The 17,274-nt window shown below is 62.5% G+C and carries 16 protein-coding genes; 11 read left to right on the top strand and 5 right to left on the bottom strand.

Annotated elements, in window-relative coordinates; translation table 11 throughout:
• Nucleotides 1-114: 114 nt before the first annotated feature.
• From nuoL to ACESMT_RS05705, 6 genes are read left to right on the top strand one after another with little or no spacing between them, the layout of a single operon-like run.
• A complete protein-coding gene (nuoL, locus tag ACESMT_RS05730) occupies nt 115-2,157 on the top strand; it encodes an NADH-quinone oxidoreductase subunit L (RefSeq protein ID WP_372825616.1) in 2,043 nt (680 codons plus the stop codon).
• Between the two features lie 20 nt (nt 2,158-2,177).
• Entirely contained in the window at nt 2,178-3,653 is a 1,476-nt protein-coding gene (locus tag ACESMT_RS05725) for an NADH-quinone oxidoreductase subunit M (RefSeq protein WP_372825615.1), read from the top strand.
• 23 nt (nt 3,654-3,676) lie between these two features.
• A complete protein-coding gene (gene nuoN, locus ACESMT_RS05720) occupies nt 3,677-5,179 on the top strand; it encodes an NADH-quinone oxidoreductase subunit NuoN (RefSeq protein ID WP_372825614.1) in 1,503 nt (500 codons plus the stop codon).
• Nucleotides 5,176-5,475, top strand: a complete 300-nt coding sequence (locus tag ACESMT_RS05715) for a DUF2818 family protein (protein ID WP_372825613.1) — start codon at nt 5,176-5,178, stop codon at nt 5,473-5,475. Before nuoN ends, ACESMT_RS05715 begins: the two co-directional genes overlap by 4 nt.
• 2 nt (nt 5,476-5,477) lie before the next feature.
• Complete coding sequence (locus ACESMT_RS05710) at nt 5,478-6,095, top strand: NUDIX domain-containing protein (protein ID WP_372825612.1); 618 nt, start codon at nt 5,478-5,480, stop codon at nt 6,093-6,095.
• Nucleotides 6,096-6,116: 21 nt separating this feature from the next.
• Entirely contained in the window at nt 6,117-6,611 is a 495-nt protein-coding gene (locus ACESMT_RS05705) for a DUF1178 family protein (protein ID WP_372825611.1), read from the top strand.
• A 230-nt stretch (nt 6,612-6,841) separates the two neighbouring features.
• Here ACESMT_RS05705 and ACESMT_RS05700 read toward each other — a convergent pair whose 3' ends face one another.
• The 3 genes from ACESMT_RS05700 to ACESMT_RS05690 form a co-directional block, all read right to left on the bottom strand.
• Entirely contained in the window at nt 6,842-8,152 is a 1,311-nt protein-coding gene (locus ACESMT_RS05700) for a Glu/Leu/Phe/Val dehydrogenase (protein WP_372825610.1), read from the bottom strand.
• 233 nt (nt 8,153-8,385) lie between these two features.
• Nucleotides 8,386-10,170, bottom strand: a complete 1,785-nt coding sequence (locus ACESMT_RS05695) for an ABC transporter transmembrane domain-containing protein (protein WP_372825608.1) — start codon at nt 10,168-10,170, stop codon at nt 8,386-8,388.
• A gap of 47 nt (nt 10,171-10,217) precedes the next feature.
• Nucleotides 10,218-11,165, bottom strand: a complete 948-nt coding sequence (locus ACESMT_RS05690; protein WP_372825607.1) for a LysR family transcriptional regulator — start codon at nt 11,163-11,165, stop codon at nt 10,218-10,220.
• Between the two features lie 158 nt (nt 11,166-11,323).
• Between ACESMT_RS05690 and ACESMT_RS05685 the strand changes: the two genes are divergently transcribed.
• From ACESMT_RS05685 to eutC, 4 genes are all read left to right on the top strand, one after another.
• On the top strand, nt 11,324-11,548 hold the full coding sequence (locus ACESMT_RS05685; protein ID WP_372825606.1) for a hypothetical protein: 225 nt from the start codon (nt 11,324-11,326) through the stop codon (nt 11,546-11,548).
• A 196-nt stretch (nt 11,549-11,744) separates the two neighbouring features.
• Nucleotides 11,745-12,494 (top strand): SDR family oxidoreductase, encoded by a 750-nt coding sequence (locus ACESMT_RS05680; protein ID WP_372825605.1) that lies wholly within the window; start codon nt 11,745-11,747, stop codon nt 12,492-12,494.
• A gap of 261 nt (nt 12,495-12,755) precedes the next feature.
• A complete protein-coding gene (locus tag ACESMT_RS05675; protein WP_372825603.1) occupies nt 12,756-14,138 on the top strand; it encodes an ethanolamine ammonia-lyase subunit EutB in 1,383 nt (460 codons plus the stop codon).
• On the top strand, nt 14,135-14,932 hold the full coding sequence (eutC, locus tag ACESMT_RS05670; RefSeq protein WP_372825602.1) for an ethanolamine ammonia-lyase subunit EutC: 798 nt from the start codon (nt 14,135-14,137) through the stop codon (nt 14,930-14,932). Before ACESMT_RS05675 ends, eutC begins: the two co-directional genes overlap by 4 nt.
• 244 nt (nt 14,933-15,176) lie before the next feature.
• On the opposite strand, the gene ACESMT_RS05665 is transcribed toward eutC, so the two are convergent.
• The gene (locus tag ACESMT_RS05665) at nt 15,177-16,265 is read right to left on the bottom strand and encodes a lipocalin-like domain-containing protein (protein WP_372825601.1); all 1,089 of its coding nucleotides are present in this window, start codon (nt 16,263-16,265) and stop codon (nt 15,177-15,179) included.
• Nucleotides 16,266-16,390: 125 nt separating this feature from the next.
• Here ACESMT_RS05665 and ACESMT_RS05660 point away from each other — a divergent pair, with 125 nt between their 5' ends.
• A complete protein-coding gene (locus tag ACESMT_RS05660; RefSeq protein WP_372825600.1) occupies nt 16,391-16,828 on the top strand; it encodes a universal stress protein in 438 nt (145 codons plus the stop codon).
• A gap of 57 nt (nt 16,829-16,885) precedes the next feature.
• Here ACESMT_RS05660 and ACESMT_RS05655 read toward each other — a convergent pair whose 3' ends face one another.
• Nucleotides 16,886-17,260, bottom strand: coding sequence for a hypothetical protein (locus ACESMT_RS05655; RefSeq protein WP_372825599.1), 375 nt, complete (start codon nt 17,258-17,260; stop codon nt 16,886-16,888).
• Nucleotides 17,261-17,274 lie beyond the last annotated feature (14 nt).

Genomic DNA, 17,274 nt, shown 5'->3' with positions numbered 1-17,274 from the left:
GCCGCCTCCCCCTCAAGGGGGCGCCGCTGACGGCCCGGCAAAGCCGGCTCCGTGGCGGCCCTGGCATGGCTTCCCTGTTTGCCTGCGCAACTTGCTTGGCGAAAGTAATCTGATATGGCATCCACCCTCAACGCCGCCACCCTGCTGGCTGTTCCCCTGGCACCTCTGGCGGGCGCTTTGCTCGCCGGTATTTTTGGCACGACCTTTGGCGGCAACTGGATTGGCCGCCGCCTGTCGCACACGTTGACCATCCTGGGTGTGCTGGTCGCTTTTGTCATCTCCGCGATGACGCTCAAAAGCGTGGCGATGGACGGCGCGCGCTTCAACGAAACTCTCTACACCTGGATGGTGGTCGGCGGCCTGAAGATGGAAATCGGTTTCCTCGTGGACGGCCTGACAGCGATGATGATGTGTGTGGTGACTTTTGTATCGCTCATGGTGCACGTTTACACTATTGGCTACATGGAAGAGGACGAGGGCTACAACCGCTTCTTTGCCTACATCTCGCTGTTCACCTTCTCCATGCTGATGCTCGTCATGAGCAACAACATGCTGCAATTGTTCTTCGGCTGGGAGGCCGTGGGCCTGGTGTCTTACCTGCTGATCGGTTTCTGGTTCAACAAACCAACCGCTATTTTTGCCAATATGAAGGCCTTCCTGGTCAACCGTGTGGGCGACTTTGGCTTCATCCTGGGCATTGGCCTGCTCGCCGCTTACGCTGGCAGCCTTAACTACACCGAAGTTTTTGCCAAGTCGGGAGAAATCGCCAAGCTCAACCTTCCGGGCACCGACTGGATGCTGATCACCGTGATCTGCATCTGCCTGTTCATAGGCGCTATGGGCAAGTCAGCCCAGTTTCCCCTGCATGTCTGGCTGCCTGACTCCATGGAAGGCCCAACACCGATTTCTGCACTGATCCACGCCGCCACGATGGTGACAGCCGGCATCTTCATGGTGGCCCGCATGTCACCGTTGTTCGAGCTGAGCGACACAGCGCTGAGCTTCATCATGGTGATTGGCGCCATCACCGCGTTGTTCATGGGATTTCTCGGCATCATCCAGAACGACATCAAACGCGTGGTGGCTTACTCGACGCTGTCGCAGCTAGGCTACATGACGGTCGCGCTGGGAGCCTCCGCCTATTCGGTGGCGGTGTTTCACCTGATGACCCACGCCTTCTTCAAGGCCTTGTTGTTTCTGGCTGCAGGCTCGGTCATCATGGGCGTGCACCACAACCAGGACATTCGCTGGATGGGCGGTCTGCGCAAGTACATGCCCATTACCTGGATCACCGCGCTTTTGGGTTCGCTGGCGTTGATCGGCACCCCTTTGTTTGCCGGTTTTTACTCCAAGGACAGCATCATTGAAGCGGTGCATGCGAGCCATTTGCCGGGATCGGGCTTCGCGCACTTTGCGGTGCTAGCCGGGGTTTTTGTCACCGCCTTTTATTCCTTCCGCATGTACTTTCTGGTCTTTCACGGCAAGGAGCGGTTTGACCAGAACCCCGACGCGCATCACGACGACCACGGGCACGGCCACCATGGCGACCACCATGCGCCGCACGAATCACCCTGGGTGGTGACTGCCCCATTGGTGTTGCTGGCCATCCCCTCGGTGGTCATCGGTTTCATGGCTATCGAGCCCATGCTGTTTGGCGATTTCCTCAAGGATGCGATTGCGGTTGATGCCGACAAGCACCCGGCGATGGCCGAGCTCGCGTCGCTGTTCCACGGCCCGGCGCAAATGGCGCTGCACGGCCTGATGACCGCACCTTTCTGGCTGGCGCTGGCCGGCGTGGTCACGGCCTGGTACATGTACCTGGTCAACCCGGCCCTGCCGGCCGCCATCAAGCGGGTCTTCCAGCCGGTCTACGTGTTGCTTGAGAACAAGTACTACATGGACTGGTTCAATGAAAAAGTGCTGGCGCGCGGCGCGCGCGCCCTGGGGACCGGCCTCTGGAGGGGCGGCGACGAAAAAATAATCGACGGTGCACTGGTCAACGGGTCCTGGAAGCTGGTGGGCTGGGTTTCCAGCCTGGTGCGCAAGGCACAGACTGGCTTCATCTACCACTACGCGTTCGCGATGATCATCGGCATCTTTGTGCTGATCAGCTATTTCGCGACCTGGCCGATGATCAAAGAACTGCTCAGCAAATAAGAGACAAGGGAAGAACAAAAATGGGATTGTTGAGCCTTGCCATCTGGACGCCGATTATTTTCGGCGTCGTGCTGCTGGCACTCGGACGTGACGAACAGGCACGCAGCGTGCGCTGGATCGCACTGATCGGTGCCGTGGTCAGTTTTCTCGTGACCCTGCCGCTGTACGGTGGTTTTGAGCTGGGCACGTCTGCAATGCAGTTTGTCGAAAAGGCTGCATGGATAGACCGTTTCGACATCAACTACCACCTCGGCGTGGACGGCATCTCGCTGTGGTTTGTGCTGCTGACGGCCTTCATCAATGTGGTTGTCATCATCGCCAGCTGGGAGTCCATCACGACCCGCGTGAATCAGTACATGGCCGCCTTCCTGATTCTCAGCGGACTGATGATTGGCGTGTTCACAGCGATGGATGGCATGCTGTTTTACGTGTTTTTCGAGGCAACGCTGATCCCGATGTACCTGATCATCGGTATCTGGGGTGGCCCGAAAAAGATCTACGCGGCCTTCAAGTTTTTCCTCTATACGCTGCTCGGGTCGCTGCTGATGCTGATCGCGCTGATCTTCCTGTACGTCAAGTCTAACGGCAGCTTTGATCTGGCGACCTGGTACAGCCTGCCTTTAAGCGGAACGGCGCAGACCTTCCTGTTCTTCGCCTTCTTTGCCGCCTTTGCGGTCAAGGTACCGATGTGGCCGGTGCATACCTGGCTGCCCGACGTGCACGTGGAGGCGCCCACAGGGGGCTCTGCGGTTCTGGCCGCCATCATGCTCAAGCTCGGCGCCTATGGCTTCCTGCGTTTCTCGATGCCGATTGCCCCCGACGCCGCGCGCGAGTGGGCCTGGCTGATGATTGCGTTGTCGCTGATTGCCGTTATCTATGTGGGGCTGGTCGCCATGGTCCAGCAGGACATGAAAAAACTGGTCGCCTACTCGTCCGTGGCCCACATGGGTTTTGTGACGCTGGGCTTCTTCATCTTCAATGACCTCGGCGTGTCCGGCGGCATCGTGCAGATGATTGCGCATGGCTTTGTGTCTGGCGCCATGTTCCTGTGCATAGGCGTGTTGTACGACCGCGTGCATTCGCGCGAGATCGCCAGTTACGGCGGCGTGGTCAACACCATGCCCAGGTTTTCGGCGTTTGCGCTGCTGTTTGCCATGGCCAATTGCGGCCTTCCAGCGACAGCCGGTTTTGTCGGTGAGTGGATGGTGATCCTGGGTGCCATCAAGTTCAACTTCTGGATCGGCCTGGCCGCCTCCACCGCCCTGATTTTCGGTGCGGCCTATACGCTGTGGATGTACAAGCGGGTGTATCTGGGCCCGGTCACCAATGACGATGTCAAAGGTCTGACCGACATCAATAGCCGCGAATTCCTGATGCTGTCCCTGCTGGCAATTGCCGTGATGTTCATGGGCATCTACCCCAAGCCTTTTACTGATGTGATGGACAGCTCGGTCGCCGGCTTGCTCAAACATGTCGCAGTATCCAAACTGCAATAAGCCACCTATCCAGAAGAATTCAGATGATTGACAAACTCAGTTGGATCGCGGTTTCTCCCGAGATCGTCCTGCTCACGATGGCTTGTGTCATCCTGCTGGTGGACCTCGGCGTCAAAAGCCCGCAGCGCACGCTGACCCATGTGCTGACATTGCTCACGCTGGCCGTGGTGGCTGCGCTGACGGCGGTCTATGCGGTCAACGGCAACACGGTCTATGGCTTCGGCAACATGGTCGTCAGTGACCCGATGGGCAACTGGCTCAAGTGTTTTGCCTCCATTGCGATGATGGCGACTCTGGTTTACGCCCGGCCCTATGCGGCGGACCGCCAGATGTTGCGCGGCGGCGAGATGTTCACGCTGGGCCTGTTTGCGCTGCTGGGTATCTTCGTGATGATTTCCGGCCACAACTTCCTGGTGATCTACATGGGTCTGGAGTTGATGGCGCTGTGCAGTTATGCCCTTGTGGCACTGCGCCGCGACAATGCGACGGCCACCGAGGCAGCGATGAAGTATTTTGTGCTCGGTGCGCTGGCCTCGGGTTTTCTGCTTTATGGCATGTCCATGATGTACGGCGCCACCGGTTCGCTGGACGTCAACGAGGTGTACAAGGCGATTGCCAGCCGCCAGGTGAAACATTCGGTGCTGGTGTTTGGCCTGGTCTTCATTGTGGCTGGTCTGGCCTTCAAGCTGGGCGCCGTGCCTTTTCACATGTGGCTGCCTGACGTTTACCAGGGTGCCCCCACGGCCATCACGCTCTTGATAGGCGCTGCGCCCCAGCTTGCCGCCTTTGCCATCTGTATCCGCGTGCTGGTGCAGGGCCTGTTGCCACTGGCCATCGACTGGCAGCAAATGCTCGCGATTCTGGCGATAGGTTCGCTGCTGGTTGGCAACCTCGCGGCCATCGCGCAGTCCAACCTCAAGCGCATGCTGGCGTATTCGACGATTTCGCAGATGGGTTTTTTGCTGCTGGCCCTGCTCGCCGGTGTGGTCAACGGCAACAAGCTCAACGCCGAATTCGCCTATGGCGCGGCCATGTTTTATGTCATCACCTATGTGCTGACCACGCTGGCGGTGTTCGGCATTATTTTGCTGCTGGCGCGTGTCGGCCATGAGTCCGAAGAAATCACTGATCTGGCCGGTCTGAACCAACGCAGCCCGCTGTTTGCCGGTGTCATGGCGATCTGCATGTTCTCGCTGGCTGGTGTGCCGCCTGTGGTCGGCTTCTTCGCCAAGCTCGGCGTGTTGCAGGCGCTGGTGTCGTCACAGCAAACCCCCTACGTCGTGCTGGCGGTGTTTGCCGTGATGATGTCGCTGATCGGCGCCTTTTACTACTTGCGTGTCGTGAAGGTCATGTACTTTGACGCGCCCAACCCGGGCATGCCAACCGCCATCGTCGCGCCCGCCGATGCCCGCGTGGTGCTGACCATCAACGGCGCGCTGGTGCTGTTGCTGGGCCTCATGCCTGGCGGTCTGATGACCTTGTGTACGCAGGCGATTGCCAGCGTCGTGAGGTCGTTGGGGGTATGAACCAGACCTTCTCGGTGTGGCTGCTGGTGGCGCTGGCGCTGCTGGCTGCCAATCTGCCATTCATCAGCAACCGCCTGCTCGTGGTGGTCAGGCTCGCCTCACCCAAGTTGCTGGCCGTTCGTGTGGCGGAGATGGTGTTCTGGTATTTTGTGGTCGGCGGCATCGGCCTGTTTCTCGAACAGCGGGCCGGGCAGATTGCGCCGCAAGGCTGGGAGTTTTATGCGATCACTGCCACGCTGTTCATCACCTTCGCCTTCCCCGGCTTTGTATACCGTTACCTCTTCAAGCACCGCTGAGCATGGCTTCGGCTGAGCTGCCCGCAGGGCTTCCCGATTCGTCGGCGGACCGCCATCTGCGGGAAGAAAAAATCACCAGCCAGGAACTGCTCAAAGGGCATTTCCTGCATGCCTTTCGCGATACGGTCAGGTTGCCCGACGGTCGCGAGGCGACGCGCGAATATGTGCGTCATCCAGGGGCGGTCGTGATCATTGCCCAGCTGGACGACGGCCACGTGGTGCTTGAGCGCCAGTTTCGTTACCCCGTGCAGTCGGTGATGATCGAATTTCCTGCCGGCAAACTCGATGCCGGCGAAGATCCCCTGGCATGCGCCAAGCGCGAGCTGCTGGAAGAAACCGGCTACACCGCGCGGCGTTGGGCCCGGGCCGGCGTGATGCACCCGGTGATTTCCTATTCCACCGAATTCATCGATATCTGGTTTGCCAGAGACCTCACAGCGGGCGAGCGTCAACTTGATGCCGGCGAGTTTCTCGACGTGCTTACCGCCGCACCGGACGAGCTGGTGCAATGGTGCCGCGATGGCCACGTCACCGACGCCAAGACCCTGACCGGCGTGCTTTGGCTGCAAAATGTGTTGTCCGGCGCGTGGGTTTTGGACTGGCAGGACGACGCGTCTTGAGTCCGACGCGATAATCCTTGCATGAAAGTCCTCAACCTCCAGTGTTCGCACCAGCACGCCTTCGAAGGCTGGTTTGGCTCGGAAGAAGATTTTCAGGGCCAGCTGGCCCGCGGCCTGGTCACCTGCCCGCTGTGCGCGGACCCGGCTATCCAGAAAATGCCGAGTGCGCCCCGGCTGAATTTCGGCGTTGCTGTTGATGCGAAGCTGGCGGTGTCGCCATCGCGTGAAGTGTCTGTTCCTGCATCAGCGCCGGCCGCGTTGCCTGGCCATGACGTAGCCGCTGGCAGCCCAGCCATGCGGGCGGAGTTTTTGTCAGCGCTCAGGCACGTTCTGGCCAACACCGACGATGTGGGTGAGCGTTTTGCCGACGAAGCGCGCGCCATGCATTACGGCGACGTCGAGCCGCGCAGCATTCGCGGCCAGGCCAGCCGGGCCGAAGCGATAGAGCTGATCGAAGAAGGCATCGAGGTCATGCCCCTGCCGCTGCCCGCTGCGCTGAAGGAAACACTCCAGTAGATATAAACCCCCACGGTCGCTCATTGCGTGTAGCTTCCGAGGCCTTGCAGGCTGCGGCTCGCGAGGCGCTTCGCCTCTGTCGCCTGTCCAAAGCTGCGCAGGCAGCTTTGGAGCCGTAGGCTCCAGCCCCTCGGGGCCGCGGCCCCTGCGGGCCGGCGGACCCGCACTCGCACCCCTGCTTGAATTGAACGCAAGGATGGCCCTTCGTGACGACTCGAGGCCGCGGACGCTCAAGGGTACAAACCCCGCAGCTCACGCGTGTGCAGAATGCGTTTGCAGGCCACGATAAACGTGGCTGTGCGCAGGCTGACCTTGTTGTCCTGGGCCACCTGCCAGACGCCGGCAAAGGCCTCTTTCATGATGCGCACCAGACGGGCGTTGATCTCGGCTTCGTCCCAGAAAAAGCTCGAAAAATCCTGCACCCATTCAAAATAGCTGACCGTCACGCCACCGGCGTTGGCGATCACGTCGGGCAACACCAGCACATTGCGCTCCTGAAGAATGTCGTCGGCCTCGGGCGTGGTCGGGCCGTTCGCACCTTCGATGATCATGCGGGCCTTGATGCGGCTGGCGTTGTCCTTGGTGATCTGTTGCTCCAGCGCGGCGGGGATCAGGATCTCGCAGTCAACGTCCCAGAACTTGTCGTCGGCCAACACCTCGGCCTGGGCAAAGCCGGCCACACTGCCGCTATCCAGAACGTGTTTGAGCAGTGAGGGCACATCCAGCCCGGCTTCACGGTAAATCGTGCCGCCGTGGTCCTGCACCGCGACAATGCGCGCGCCCGCCTCGGCAAACAGCTTGCCGGCCACGCCGCCCACATTGCCGAAACCCTGCACCGCAATGCGGGAGGTGGCGATGTCCAGTCCTATGTGTATGGCGGCTTCCGCACCCACGGTGAAAACACCGCGGCCGGTGGCTTCGCGCCGTCCCAGCGAGCCACCCAGATCCACCGGCTTGCCGGTGACTACGCCAGTGGCGGTCGAGCCGGTGTTCATCGAGTAGGTGTCCATCATCCAGGCCATGATCTGCTCGTTGGTGTTGACGTCCGGTGCGGGGATGTCCTTGTTCGGGCCGATGATGATGCCGATCTCGCTGGTGTAGCGGCGCGTCATGCGTTCGAGCTCGCCACGCGAGAGTTTTTTCGGGTCTACGCGGATGCCGCCCTTGGCGCCGCCGTAAGGCACATTGACCGCGGCGTTCTTGATGGACATCCAGGCCGACAAGGCCATGACTTCCGACAGCGTGACGTCCTGGTGAAAACGCACGCCGCCCTTGCCGGGGCCGCGTGAGACATTGTGCTGCACGCGGTAGCCCTCAAAGTGCGCCACCGTGCCGTCGTCCAGGTGGATGGGTACATCGACGATCAGGATGCGTTTGGGTCGTTTGAGTGTTTCGGCCCAGCGCGCGAGGTTACCCAGGTGCGGGATCACGCGATCAACCTGCTGCAGATAGTTGCCCCAGGGGCCGAGTTTGTCGGCCTGCAGGTAAGAGGGCAGGGGATGGGCGCCGGCGGCGGCGGGTGACGAGGACGGTTGCGACATGAAAAACTCCTGGTGGACGAATCAATGCCCAGAGCTTAGGCGCATGGCTTTCAACTGTCCAAGGCCGGCTTCATGCGTTCTCATGCAAATAATGCATAACAGAGGGTTGCCGCAGTTTGTCATTGCGGCCTTGAGCCGCATTCCATGCGGCGCGGGCCTGAGGCGGTGGTTCATGCGGCATGGATCCCGGATCCAGTCCGGGATGACAGGCAAGGCTCGGGATGACTATCGCCTCAGGCGTTGAACTGCAGCGCCGCCAGGCGCGCATAGATACCGCCACGCTCCACCAGCTCGGTATGGGTTCCCTGCTCCACCAGCCGGCCGTGGTCCAGCACGATGATGCGGTCGGCCTGTTGCACAGTCGCCAGGCGGTGGGCAATGACCAGGGTGGTGCGCCCCTTCATGGCAGACTCCAGCGCCGCCTGCACCATGCGTTCGCTCTCGGCGTCGAGGGCACTGGTCGCTTCGTCCAGCAGCAGCAAGGGCGAATTTTTCAGCATCGCGCGGGCTATCGCGATGCGCTGGCGCTGGCCACCCGAGAGGCGCACGCCGCGCTCACCCAGAAAGGTGTCATAACCCTCGGGCAGCGTCATGATGAAGTCATGCGCAAACGCGGCCTGGGCCGCCGCTCTGGTTTCCTCGTCGCTGGCGCCGGGCTTGCCGTAGCGGATGTTCTCCAGCGCGCTGGTCGAAAAAATCACCGCATCCTGCGGCACAATGCCGACGCGATGGCGCAGGTCTTCCAGTGCCAGATCGCGCGTTTCCGCGCCGTCCAGCTCGATGCGCCCGGAGGCCGGGTCGTAAAAGCGAAGCAGCAACTGAAACACCGTACTTTTACCGGCGCCGCTGGGCCCGACCAGGGCCACGGTTTCGCCCGGCTGGACATTCAGCGTGAAGTCGGTCAGCGCCGGTTGCAGCGGCCGGGACGGATAGTGAAACGTCACTGCTTCGAATTTGATAGCGCTTCCCGACCGCAGGACGGGGGCTGCAACCGGATTTGATGGTGAAGTGACAGGCGAACGGGTTTCCAGCAGTTCCATCAGCCGTTCTGTGGCGCCAGCGGCGCGAAGCAGGTCGCCATACACCTCGCCGAGCACGGCCGTGGCGCCGGCCAGCATGATCACGTAGACCACGGTCTGGCCCAGGTGGCCGGCCGTGATGTCGCCGCGCAGCACGGCCTGCGTGCCCTGGTACAGGCCCCAGAGCAGCGCACCCGACGTGGCAATGATGATGAAGGCAATCAGCACAGAGCGCGCGCGGGTGCGGCGCACGGCGGTCTCGAAGGCTTCCTGGGTCGAGGCATCAAAGCGTGCCGCCTCGCGCGTTTCGGCGGTGTAGCTTTGCACCACGGGTATCGCGTTGAGCACTTCGGCCGCAATCGCGCTGGAGTCGGCGACACGGTCCTGGCTGGCGCGCGAAAGCTTGCGCACGCGTCGGCCAAACCACGCCGATGGCAGCACGATCAGCACCAGCACACCCATCACCTGGAACATCAGGTAGGGGTTGGTGTACACCAGCATGCCCAGCGCGCCCACACCCATCACCGCATTGCGCAGGCCCATGCTGAGCGAGGAGCCCACGACAGTCTGCACCAGCGTGGTGTCACCGGTCAGGCGCGACAACACCTCGCCGGTCTGCGTGGTTTCAAAAAACTCCGGGCTTTGCCGCAAGACGTGGCCGTACACCGCATTGCGCAGGTCGGCCGTCACACGTTCGCCCAGCCAGCTCACCATGTAAAAGCGCCCGGCCGAAAAAAGCCCCAGTGCCGCTGCCACGCCAAACAGTTCAAAGAAGTGGGTGCGCAGCGCCATCAACTGTTCACCCTTGTCAGCTTCGCTCAAGCCTCCGTCGATCAGGCCTCGCAGCGCCAGCGGAAAGATCAGCGTGGCCACCGCCGCCATCACCAGGAAAACCATGGCCAGCGCGATGCGGCTGCGGTAGGGCCGCAAAAAAGGCAGCAGGCCAGACAGGGAGCGGGGTGCGCCCTTGGATGCGTCGGAGGGAGATGTAGTGGCCATCGCTTCAGTTTAGTCGGGTGCGCTCGTGCGTTCTGGCGCGCAGTTGGCTACAGTTTGCGGCTGCGCCGCGACGCGCTGACGGACGACCCGCGCGGGGGCGGCTTGACCTGTGGGCCCTTTGCAGGCGCCGTGGCAATGCGCGGCCTGGAGGTGGCTTTTCCCGCGACACTCCGCAATCCGGCCAGCGCCGGCGCCAGCACCGTCATGTCGGCATCGGCCGCATACACCGCATAGGCCGGGTACAAAAATTCCGGCGCGCCAGCGACGCGGTGCAGCCGTCCTTCCTGGATGTGTTTGCGCACCACGTTCTGCCGGAAAAAACCCGCGCCGCCGACCGCAAGCAGGTACTCCAGGCCCAGCGGTCCCAGGCTGGACGACACGCCCACGCTGGACAGCTCGGGAAAGGCCAGGCTGTGTTGCGCCGCAAACTCGCGCCCCCAGTCCACATACACATAGTCGGCCGTCTGCGGCGCCTGCCCGCCGGGCGCGGTGCTCACCAGCACCAGTTTCTCCTCGATCAGCAGCTCGATGCGCAGGCCCGGCCGCTGCCGCGGCGCATACGCAATCACGATGTCCAGGGTGCCGTGCGCCACCCGTTCGAGCAGTTCCTCGGCCAGGCCGACCTCGGTGCGCAGCGCCAGATCTGGCGCGCTCTTGCGCATCCACAGCAGCCAGTCCACAAGCAGGGGGTGCCACAGGCTGATCTCGCAGCCCACCGTGACCAGTGCGCGCCGCCCCGGCGGCACCGCCATCTGCTGGCGCGCACGTTCCCAGACCTGCACCAGCGTCATCGCGTGACGGACAAACTGCTCGCCCGCCGGCGTCAGCGAGGCACCGGCCTTGTTGCGCACAAAGAGCTGGCGCCCCAGCATTTCTTCCAGCGTTTTCACGCGCGCGCTGACGGCCGTCTGCGTGACGTGCAGACGCTCGGCCGCCTGCACAAAGCTGTGGCAGGCCACGATCTCCAGGAAGGTGCGGGCGAGGTTGATGTCCATGCTTGTCTCCTTTTTTTGGGCAGGCCTACCTAACAAAATTATTGCATTCAAACGAAATATAAGTCGTTTTACTTTTATACAGGTTAACCCTACATTTGAGACCTGACCCCTGTTCGACAGCCTTCTTCTGTCGTCATGTCAGTTTGAAAGGACATCCCATGACCTCCACTACTTTTTTCTCTGGCTCCACACCTTCCGGCGTTACCGGCAAGCGCTCCGCACCTGCCTCGGCGCTGATCAACAAGGCCGTCGGCGGCGGCCAGGCGCCTTTCAAGGTGCCCCGTTCCGTTGTCAGCGCCATCACGGCTTATCCGTGGATGACGCAGGCCATGCTGGCCAGGATGAGCCCGCGCGCCCGGCGCCTTCTGCGCGCCGATTACTGACGCGGCGCAAAATCCGGCGGTGCACAGGCCCATGCACCGTTTGCCGCTCATGCGTTTCTTCATGTTCCAGATCAAACGCTGGTGACTCCGGCAGGCGCACAATTTCCTGAAGTTGCCCGGTGCGCCTTTTTCTGAGGCGTTGCCGCAGGCGGCGGGTCGACGGCACCATGCCGCCAGAGTCACAGGACGAACCGACATGCTGAAAAACAAAGTGGGCTTGGTCACGGGCGCTTCATCGGGGATTGGCCGCGCCGTCGCGTTGGCGTGGGCACGCGAGGGCGCCCGGGTGGTGGTGTCAGACGTCAGCATTGCTGGCGGCGAGGAAACGGCTGCCTTGATACGCGCCCAGGGCGGCGACGCGCTGTTTGTCGCCGCCGACGTCGGCAAGCCCGAAGACGGCGAGGCGCTGGTAGCGCAGACGCTGGCCCGCTACGGCCGCCTCGACATCGCCTGCAACAACGCTGGCATCGGCGGTCCGCAGGCCTCCACGGCAGACTACCCGCTCGACGGCTGGGCCCAGGTCATCAACATCAACCTGTCGGGTGTGTTCTACGGCATGAAATACCAGATCCCGGCGATGCTCAAAAGCGGGGGCGGCAGCATCATCAACATGGCCTCCATCCTTGGCGCCGTCGGCTTTGCCGGAGCGCCGGCCTACACCGCCGCGAAACACGGCGTGCTTGGGCTGAGTCAGGCTGCTGCGCTTGAATACAGCGCACACGGCGTTCGCATCAACGCCGTCGGACCGGGCTTCATCCACACCCCCATGATCACCGGGCTTGAAGAAGACCCCGCCATCAACGCCATGCTGGTCGGCGCGCACCCGATAGGCCGGCTGGGAAAGCCGGAGGAAGTTGCCGAACTGGTGCTCTGGCTGTCATCGGACAAGGCGTCGTTTGTGACGGGCGCCTACTACCCCGTGGACGGCGGCTACCTGGCGCGTTGAGTACAAACGCCAGCGTGAGTGGTGCATCCGGATTTTCCAGGCAAAAATAGCTATGCATTTGATAGCTGCTAACGACCACGCGACAAGGGCTGGCGGCCTGAAACATGCGTCATCTGGCATGTGCACGGGGTTCTGGCAAAGCGCGTTACACGCCACTTCGTCGGCCAGGCCACACAGCCGCACCCACTTCCCCTACGATAGGGGCTGGCGACAAGCACACCTGCCGTAGCGGTGCGAACGCCGCAACCTGGGCTTACAGCGATGTACCGAATGCCGGTCGGTCAGGAAACCCATATCTTCAAGGACCTCGCCACGCTGATGGCCTGCGCCTCGCCGCTGCGCAGTGGCGATGTATTAGCCGGGCTGGCGGCAACATCGGCCGAGCAGCGGGTGGCGGCGCAGTTTGCACTGGCCGATGTGCCTCTGACAGATTTCCTCAAACACGCTGTCGTGCCTTATGAGGCTGACGAAGTCACGCGGCTGATCATCGACACGCATGACGCTGCTGCGTTGGGGCAGGTCGCGCACCTCACGGTGGGTGGCCTGCGCGACTGGCTGCTGGCCGACAGCACCGTCACTGCCACGCTGACCGCCCTGGCGCCCGGCCTCACGCCGGAGATGGTGGCGGCCGTCAGCAAACTCATGCGCCTGCAGGATCTGATGATCGTCGCGGCCAAGTGCAACGTGGTCACGCGTTTTCGCAACACCGTCGGCCTGCCCGGGCGCTTTTCTGTGCGTCTGCAGCCGAACCACCCGACCGACAACCTGCGCGGCATCGCGGCCAGCATTCTTGACGGCCTGCTGCTGGGCGCGGGCGACGCGATGATAGGCATCAACCCCGCCACCGACAGCCCTGACAGCGCGCACACGCTGCTGTGCCTGCTCGACGAGGTGCGCAACAAGCTGGCCATCCCCACACAAAGCTGTGTGCTCGCGCATGTCACCACCACGCTGGGCCTGATCGCCCGCGGCACGCCGGTGGACCTGGTGTTCCAGTCCATCACCGGGAGCCAAGGCGCCAACCGCAGCTTTGGCATCAGCCTGGCAATCCTGCAGGAGGCGCACGACGCGGCGCAGTCGCTGGCGCGCGGCACGGTCGGCAACAACGTGATGTATTTCGAGACCGGGCAGGGCAGCGCGTTGTCGGCCGGGCAGCACCACGGGGTGGACCAGCAGACCATGGAGGCGCGCGCTTATGCGGTAGCGCGTCACTTCAAGCCCTTTCTCGTCAACACCGTGGTCGGCTTCATCGGCCCTGAGTATTTGTACGACGGCAAGCAGATCACGCGCGCCGCGCTCGAAGACCAGTTCTGCGGCAAGTTGCTGGGCCTGCCCATGGGCTGCGACGTTTGTTACACCAACCATGCCGAGGCCGACCAGGACGACATGGATGCGTTGCTGGCCCTGCTGGTGGCGTCGGGCGTCAACTTCGTCATGGGGGTGCCCGGTGCCGACGACATCATGCTGGGTTACCAAAGTACCTCTTTCCACGACGCACTGGCCATGCGCGACCTGCTGGGCAAACGGCCCGCGCCCGAGTTCGAGGCATGGCTGGGTGCGCAAGGACTGATCGACGGGCAGGGCCGCGTGCGGCCTGGCGGCGTGCCTGCGTCTTTCAGGCAGTTGCTGGGCAAGAACGCATGACGGACGACAAGGCCCCGACCCCTGCCGGTGATCTGCCATCGGCTGTCAGCGAGATGTGGGCAGCGCTGCGGCCGCTGACCGCTGCGCGCATCGGCCTGCCACGCACCGGGGCCTCGCTGGCGACGCCCGCGCTGCTCGACTTTCGCCTGGCTCACGCAAGGGCGCGCGACGCTGTCGGTGCGGCGCTGGACGCTGCCGCTCTGACGGCGGAGCTGGCGCAGCTGGGCCAGCAGGCGCTGGTGTGCCACAGCGCCGCGACAGACCGGCGCAGCTACCTGATGCGGCCCGACCTGGGGCGTCAACTTGACGAGGGTTCGCTGGCCTTGTTGCAGGCCAGCCCTTCGCCGGGCGGGCTGGCCATCGTGCTGGCCGATGGCTTGTCGGCGCAGGCCACGCAAAACCACGCCGTGCCAGTGTTGCGGGCCTTGCTACCGGCATTGAAGGCGCAGGGCTGGACGCTCGCGCCTGTCGTCGTGCTGCATTACGGCCGCGTCGCGGCGGGTGACGCGGTGGCGCGGTGCCTGCAGGCCGAGGCCGTGCTGGTGCTGATCGGCGAGCGGCCCGGCCTGTCCTCGCCCGACAGCCTGGGCGCCTACCTGACCTGGGCACCCGGCGCAGGCGCCAGCGACGCCGACCGCAACTGCGTCTCCAATATCCGGCCCGAGGGTTTGGCGCCTGCGGCTGCGGCGGCCAAGATCGCCTGGCTGCTTGACCAGATGCGGCTTCAAAAGCGGTCGGGCGTGGCGCTGAAAGACGACATGGAACAAGGTCTGCCGCGCGTGCCTGACCGCTGAGCAACTGGGGCGTTCACGTTATGCTATCTATTTAATAGCTGCTTACGCCCATCCGCCAGGGGCTGGAGGCCAAAATCGTTCATAAATGTCAGGGGAGCAGCGCGCGGCGCACTTCCTCGAACACCGCTTCTAACGCAGGCTTGTCCAGACTTACCAGGTCAAAGTGCCCGGCGTGCGCCACATCTCGCAGACTTGACTGCTGACCCCTACCAAGCGCCTGACCAGGCCCCGCCGCGCGCACCCATCACAGCCGCAGTGGGGACGCATACCCCGTCATCTCCAGGTACCCGCGCCCCACGCGCTTGCCATTGCTGTCAATCAGCTCGCTCAGTCCCTCCCAGTAGATCGCCCCAGTGGACTGGCGGCTGTCGAGTTCCTGGTTGTCAATCACCGCGCGCACCGTATAAAAGTCTGCGGGTGTACGCAGGATCCACTCGACCGGGTAACTGGCCTGGCTCAGCGGGCTTTTCCAGCGGCGCACGGGTTTGAAGACCACTTCGCCGCGGCGGAATGTGTACGCGTTGCCTTTTGCGGGGCGGAAAGAGCCGCCGTCCCACACTGCGTTGCCGTCCTTGTCGCGCAGGCGGAAAGCGGTCAGCGCGCTGCCGTCGTCAAGGTTCATGCCAATCCAGTCCCAGCCCACGGCGTCGGGGTGCAGGATCTCCTCGCTCCACTCATGGTCCAGCCAGGCCTTGCCGCTGACCTCGAAGGTCTGGGCCTTGATACGCAGGCTGCCGCTGGTCGCCAACTGCGGCAGGCTGTAGTAATAGCTGGCCTGTTTTGGCTCGGGGCCTTTGCGTGACAGGCCCTGGTCGCCCTGCAGCAGCAGCGGCTGTGTCTCGGTGAACTGCAGGTCCAGCGCAAAGTCGCTTGCAGGCAATTGAGCGCGGTGCGTTCGGCCCTGGCTGTTCAGGGACCACTCGCGCAGCTTGAGCGCCATGGCTGACACCGAGGCGCTGGCAATGTCAAAGCCTTCGCGGGCAATGCGCTGGTCATGCCAGAGCTTGTTGCCTTGCACATCGGTGATGGCGGCATGCGCAAAAATCAGCTGCCTGGCGGCGAACTTCGAGGTCATGGCTTGCGTCGCGTCCACGCGTGAGCGGAAGAAAGTGAGCTGAAAACCGAAAGACCGTGTGCCGGCGTTGGCGTAGCCGGTGACGTACCACCACTCGGTGCGAAAGTCAGGGTGTGCACCAAAGTCGCGCGGAAACTGCAGGGCTTTGAGCGGCAAGCCGAGCGCGGGCCGGCCTGTTGCCATGGCGCCCAGGCCCGCAAGCCCGCCGGCAAGCAGCAGGTGGCGGCGTGGCAGGCCAGAGAGCAAGGGAGGACGCATGGGCTGATTCTCGCAGCAAGGGAGATTCCGTCTTGCGTGGATGCCATGGACGGTCTATCCTTTTATTCATCTTTTCACCGCATGGGCTGTACGTCACACTGACGCCCACACTGGAGATTCTCACCGTGTACAAAAAAATATTGCTGGCTTATGACGGTTCCAAGGCGGGGCAGAAGGCGCTGCTGGACTGCCAGGAGATTGCGCAGTGGAGCCAGGCCTCACTGACCCTGATCGCCGTGACGCCCCTGTACATGGACCTGATCGGCGTGGAAGGCGGCGTCTACGACCGCAGCCTGGCCGAGGCTGAAAAAGAAAAATACCGGGGCATTCTCGATGAAGGTCTGAGCCAGCTGGCTCAGGGCGGCCACCATGCCGCCGGTGAAGTGCTGCTGGGTGAAACCGTGGACGAGATCTCCAAATACGCGAGCAAGATGGGCGCTGACCTGATTGTCGTCGGCCACAAGCACCTCGATGGCTGGGCCGCACGCTGGTGGCGCGGGTCGGTGTCCAAGTCGCTGATTGAACACGCGCCCTGCAGTGTGCTGGTGGTGATCACGCACTGAGCTTTCGGTCCGATACGCGGACTGATCAGGCCAATGCCTCACGGCCAGGGTTGGTGTTTAGTGGCTGATGAAAGAAGTCTGAAAAACAACTTCGCCGCTGGGAATATGCACCACGCGGATTTCCTGGCAGGTCGGGTCGCCCACGCTTTTTACCGCTACGGCTACAGCCAGTGACCGGTCGGCGTACAGCGAGCGAAACGTGGCGAGCGGCAACAGGCTGTGCTGAAGGGAGTTTCTGCTTTCAATGCGGTATTGAGCGGAGGCCATGATGAATTCCTTGTTGGCAGTGATGCGACCATCGTAGGCGCGCCCTGCGGCCTTGTGATGACAATGCGGCGTCGAAAGCGTGACCAAGGTAAGCAAACGAAAAATTTGATTGCCAAAAGCTTTTAGATAGTTGAAAACAATTGCCGGGCGATTATCCTTAAGCAATTCCGGAGCAGGCA

It is taken from the genome of Polaromonas sp., from assembly GCF_041689105.1.
GTDB lineage: Bacteria > Pseudomonadota > Gammaproteobacteria > Burkholderiales > Burkholderiaceae_C > Polaromonas.
Note: the sequence above shows the minus strand (reverse complement) of the source record. Positions and strands in the feature narration are given on the sequence as shown.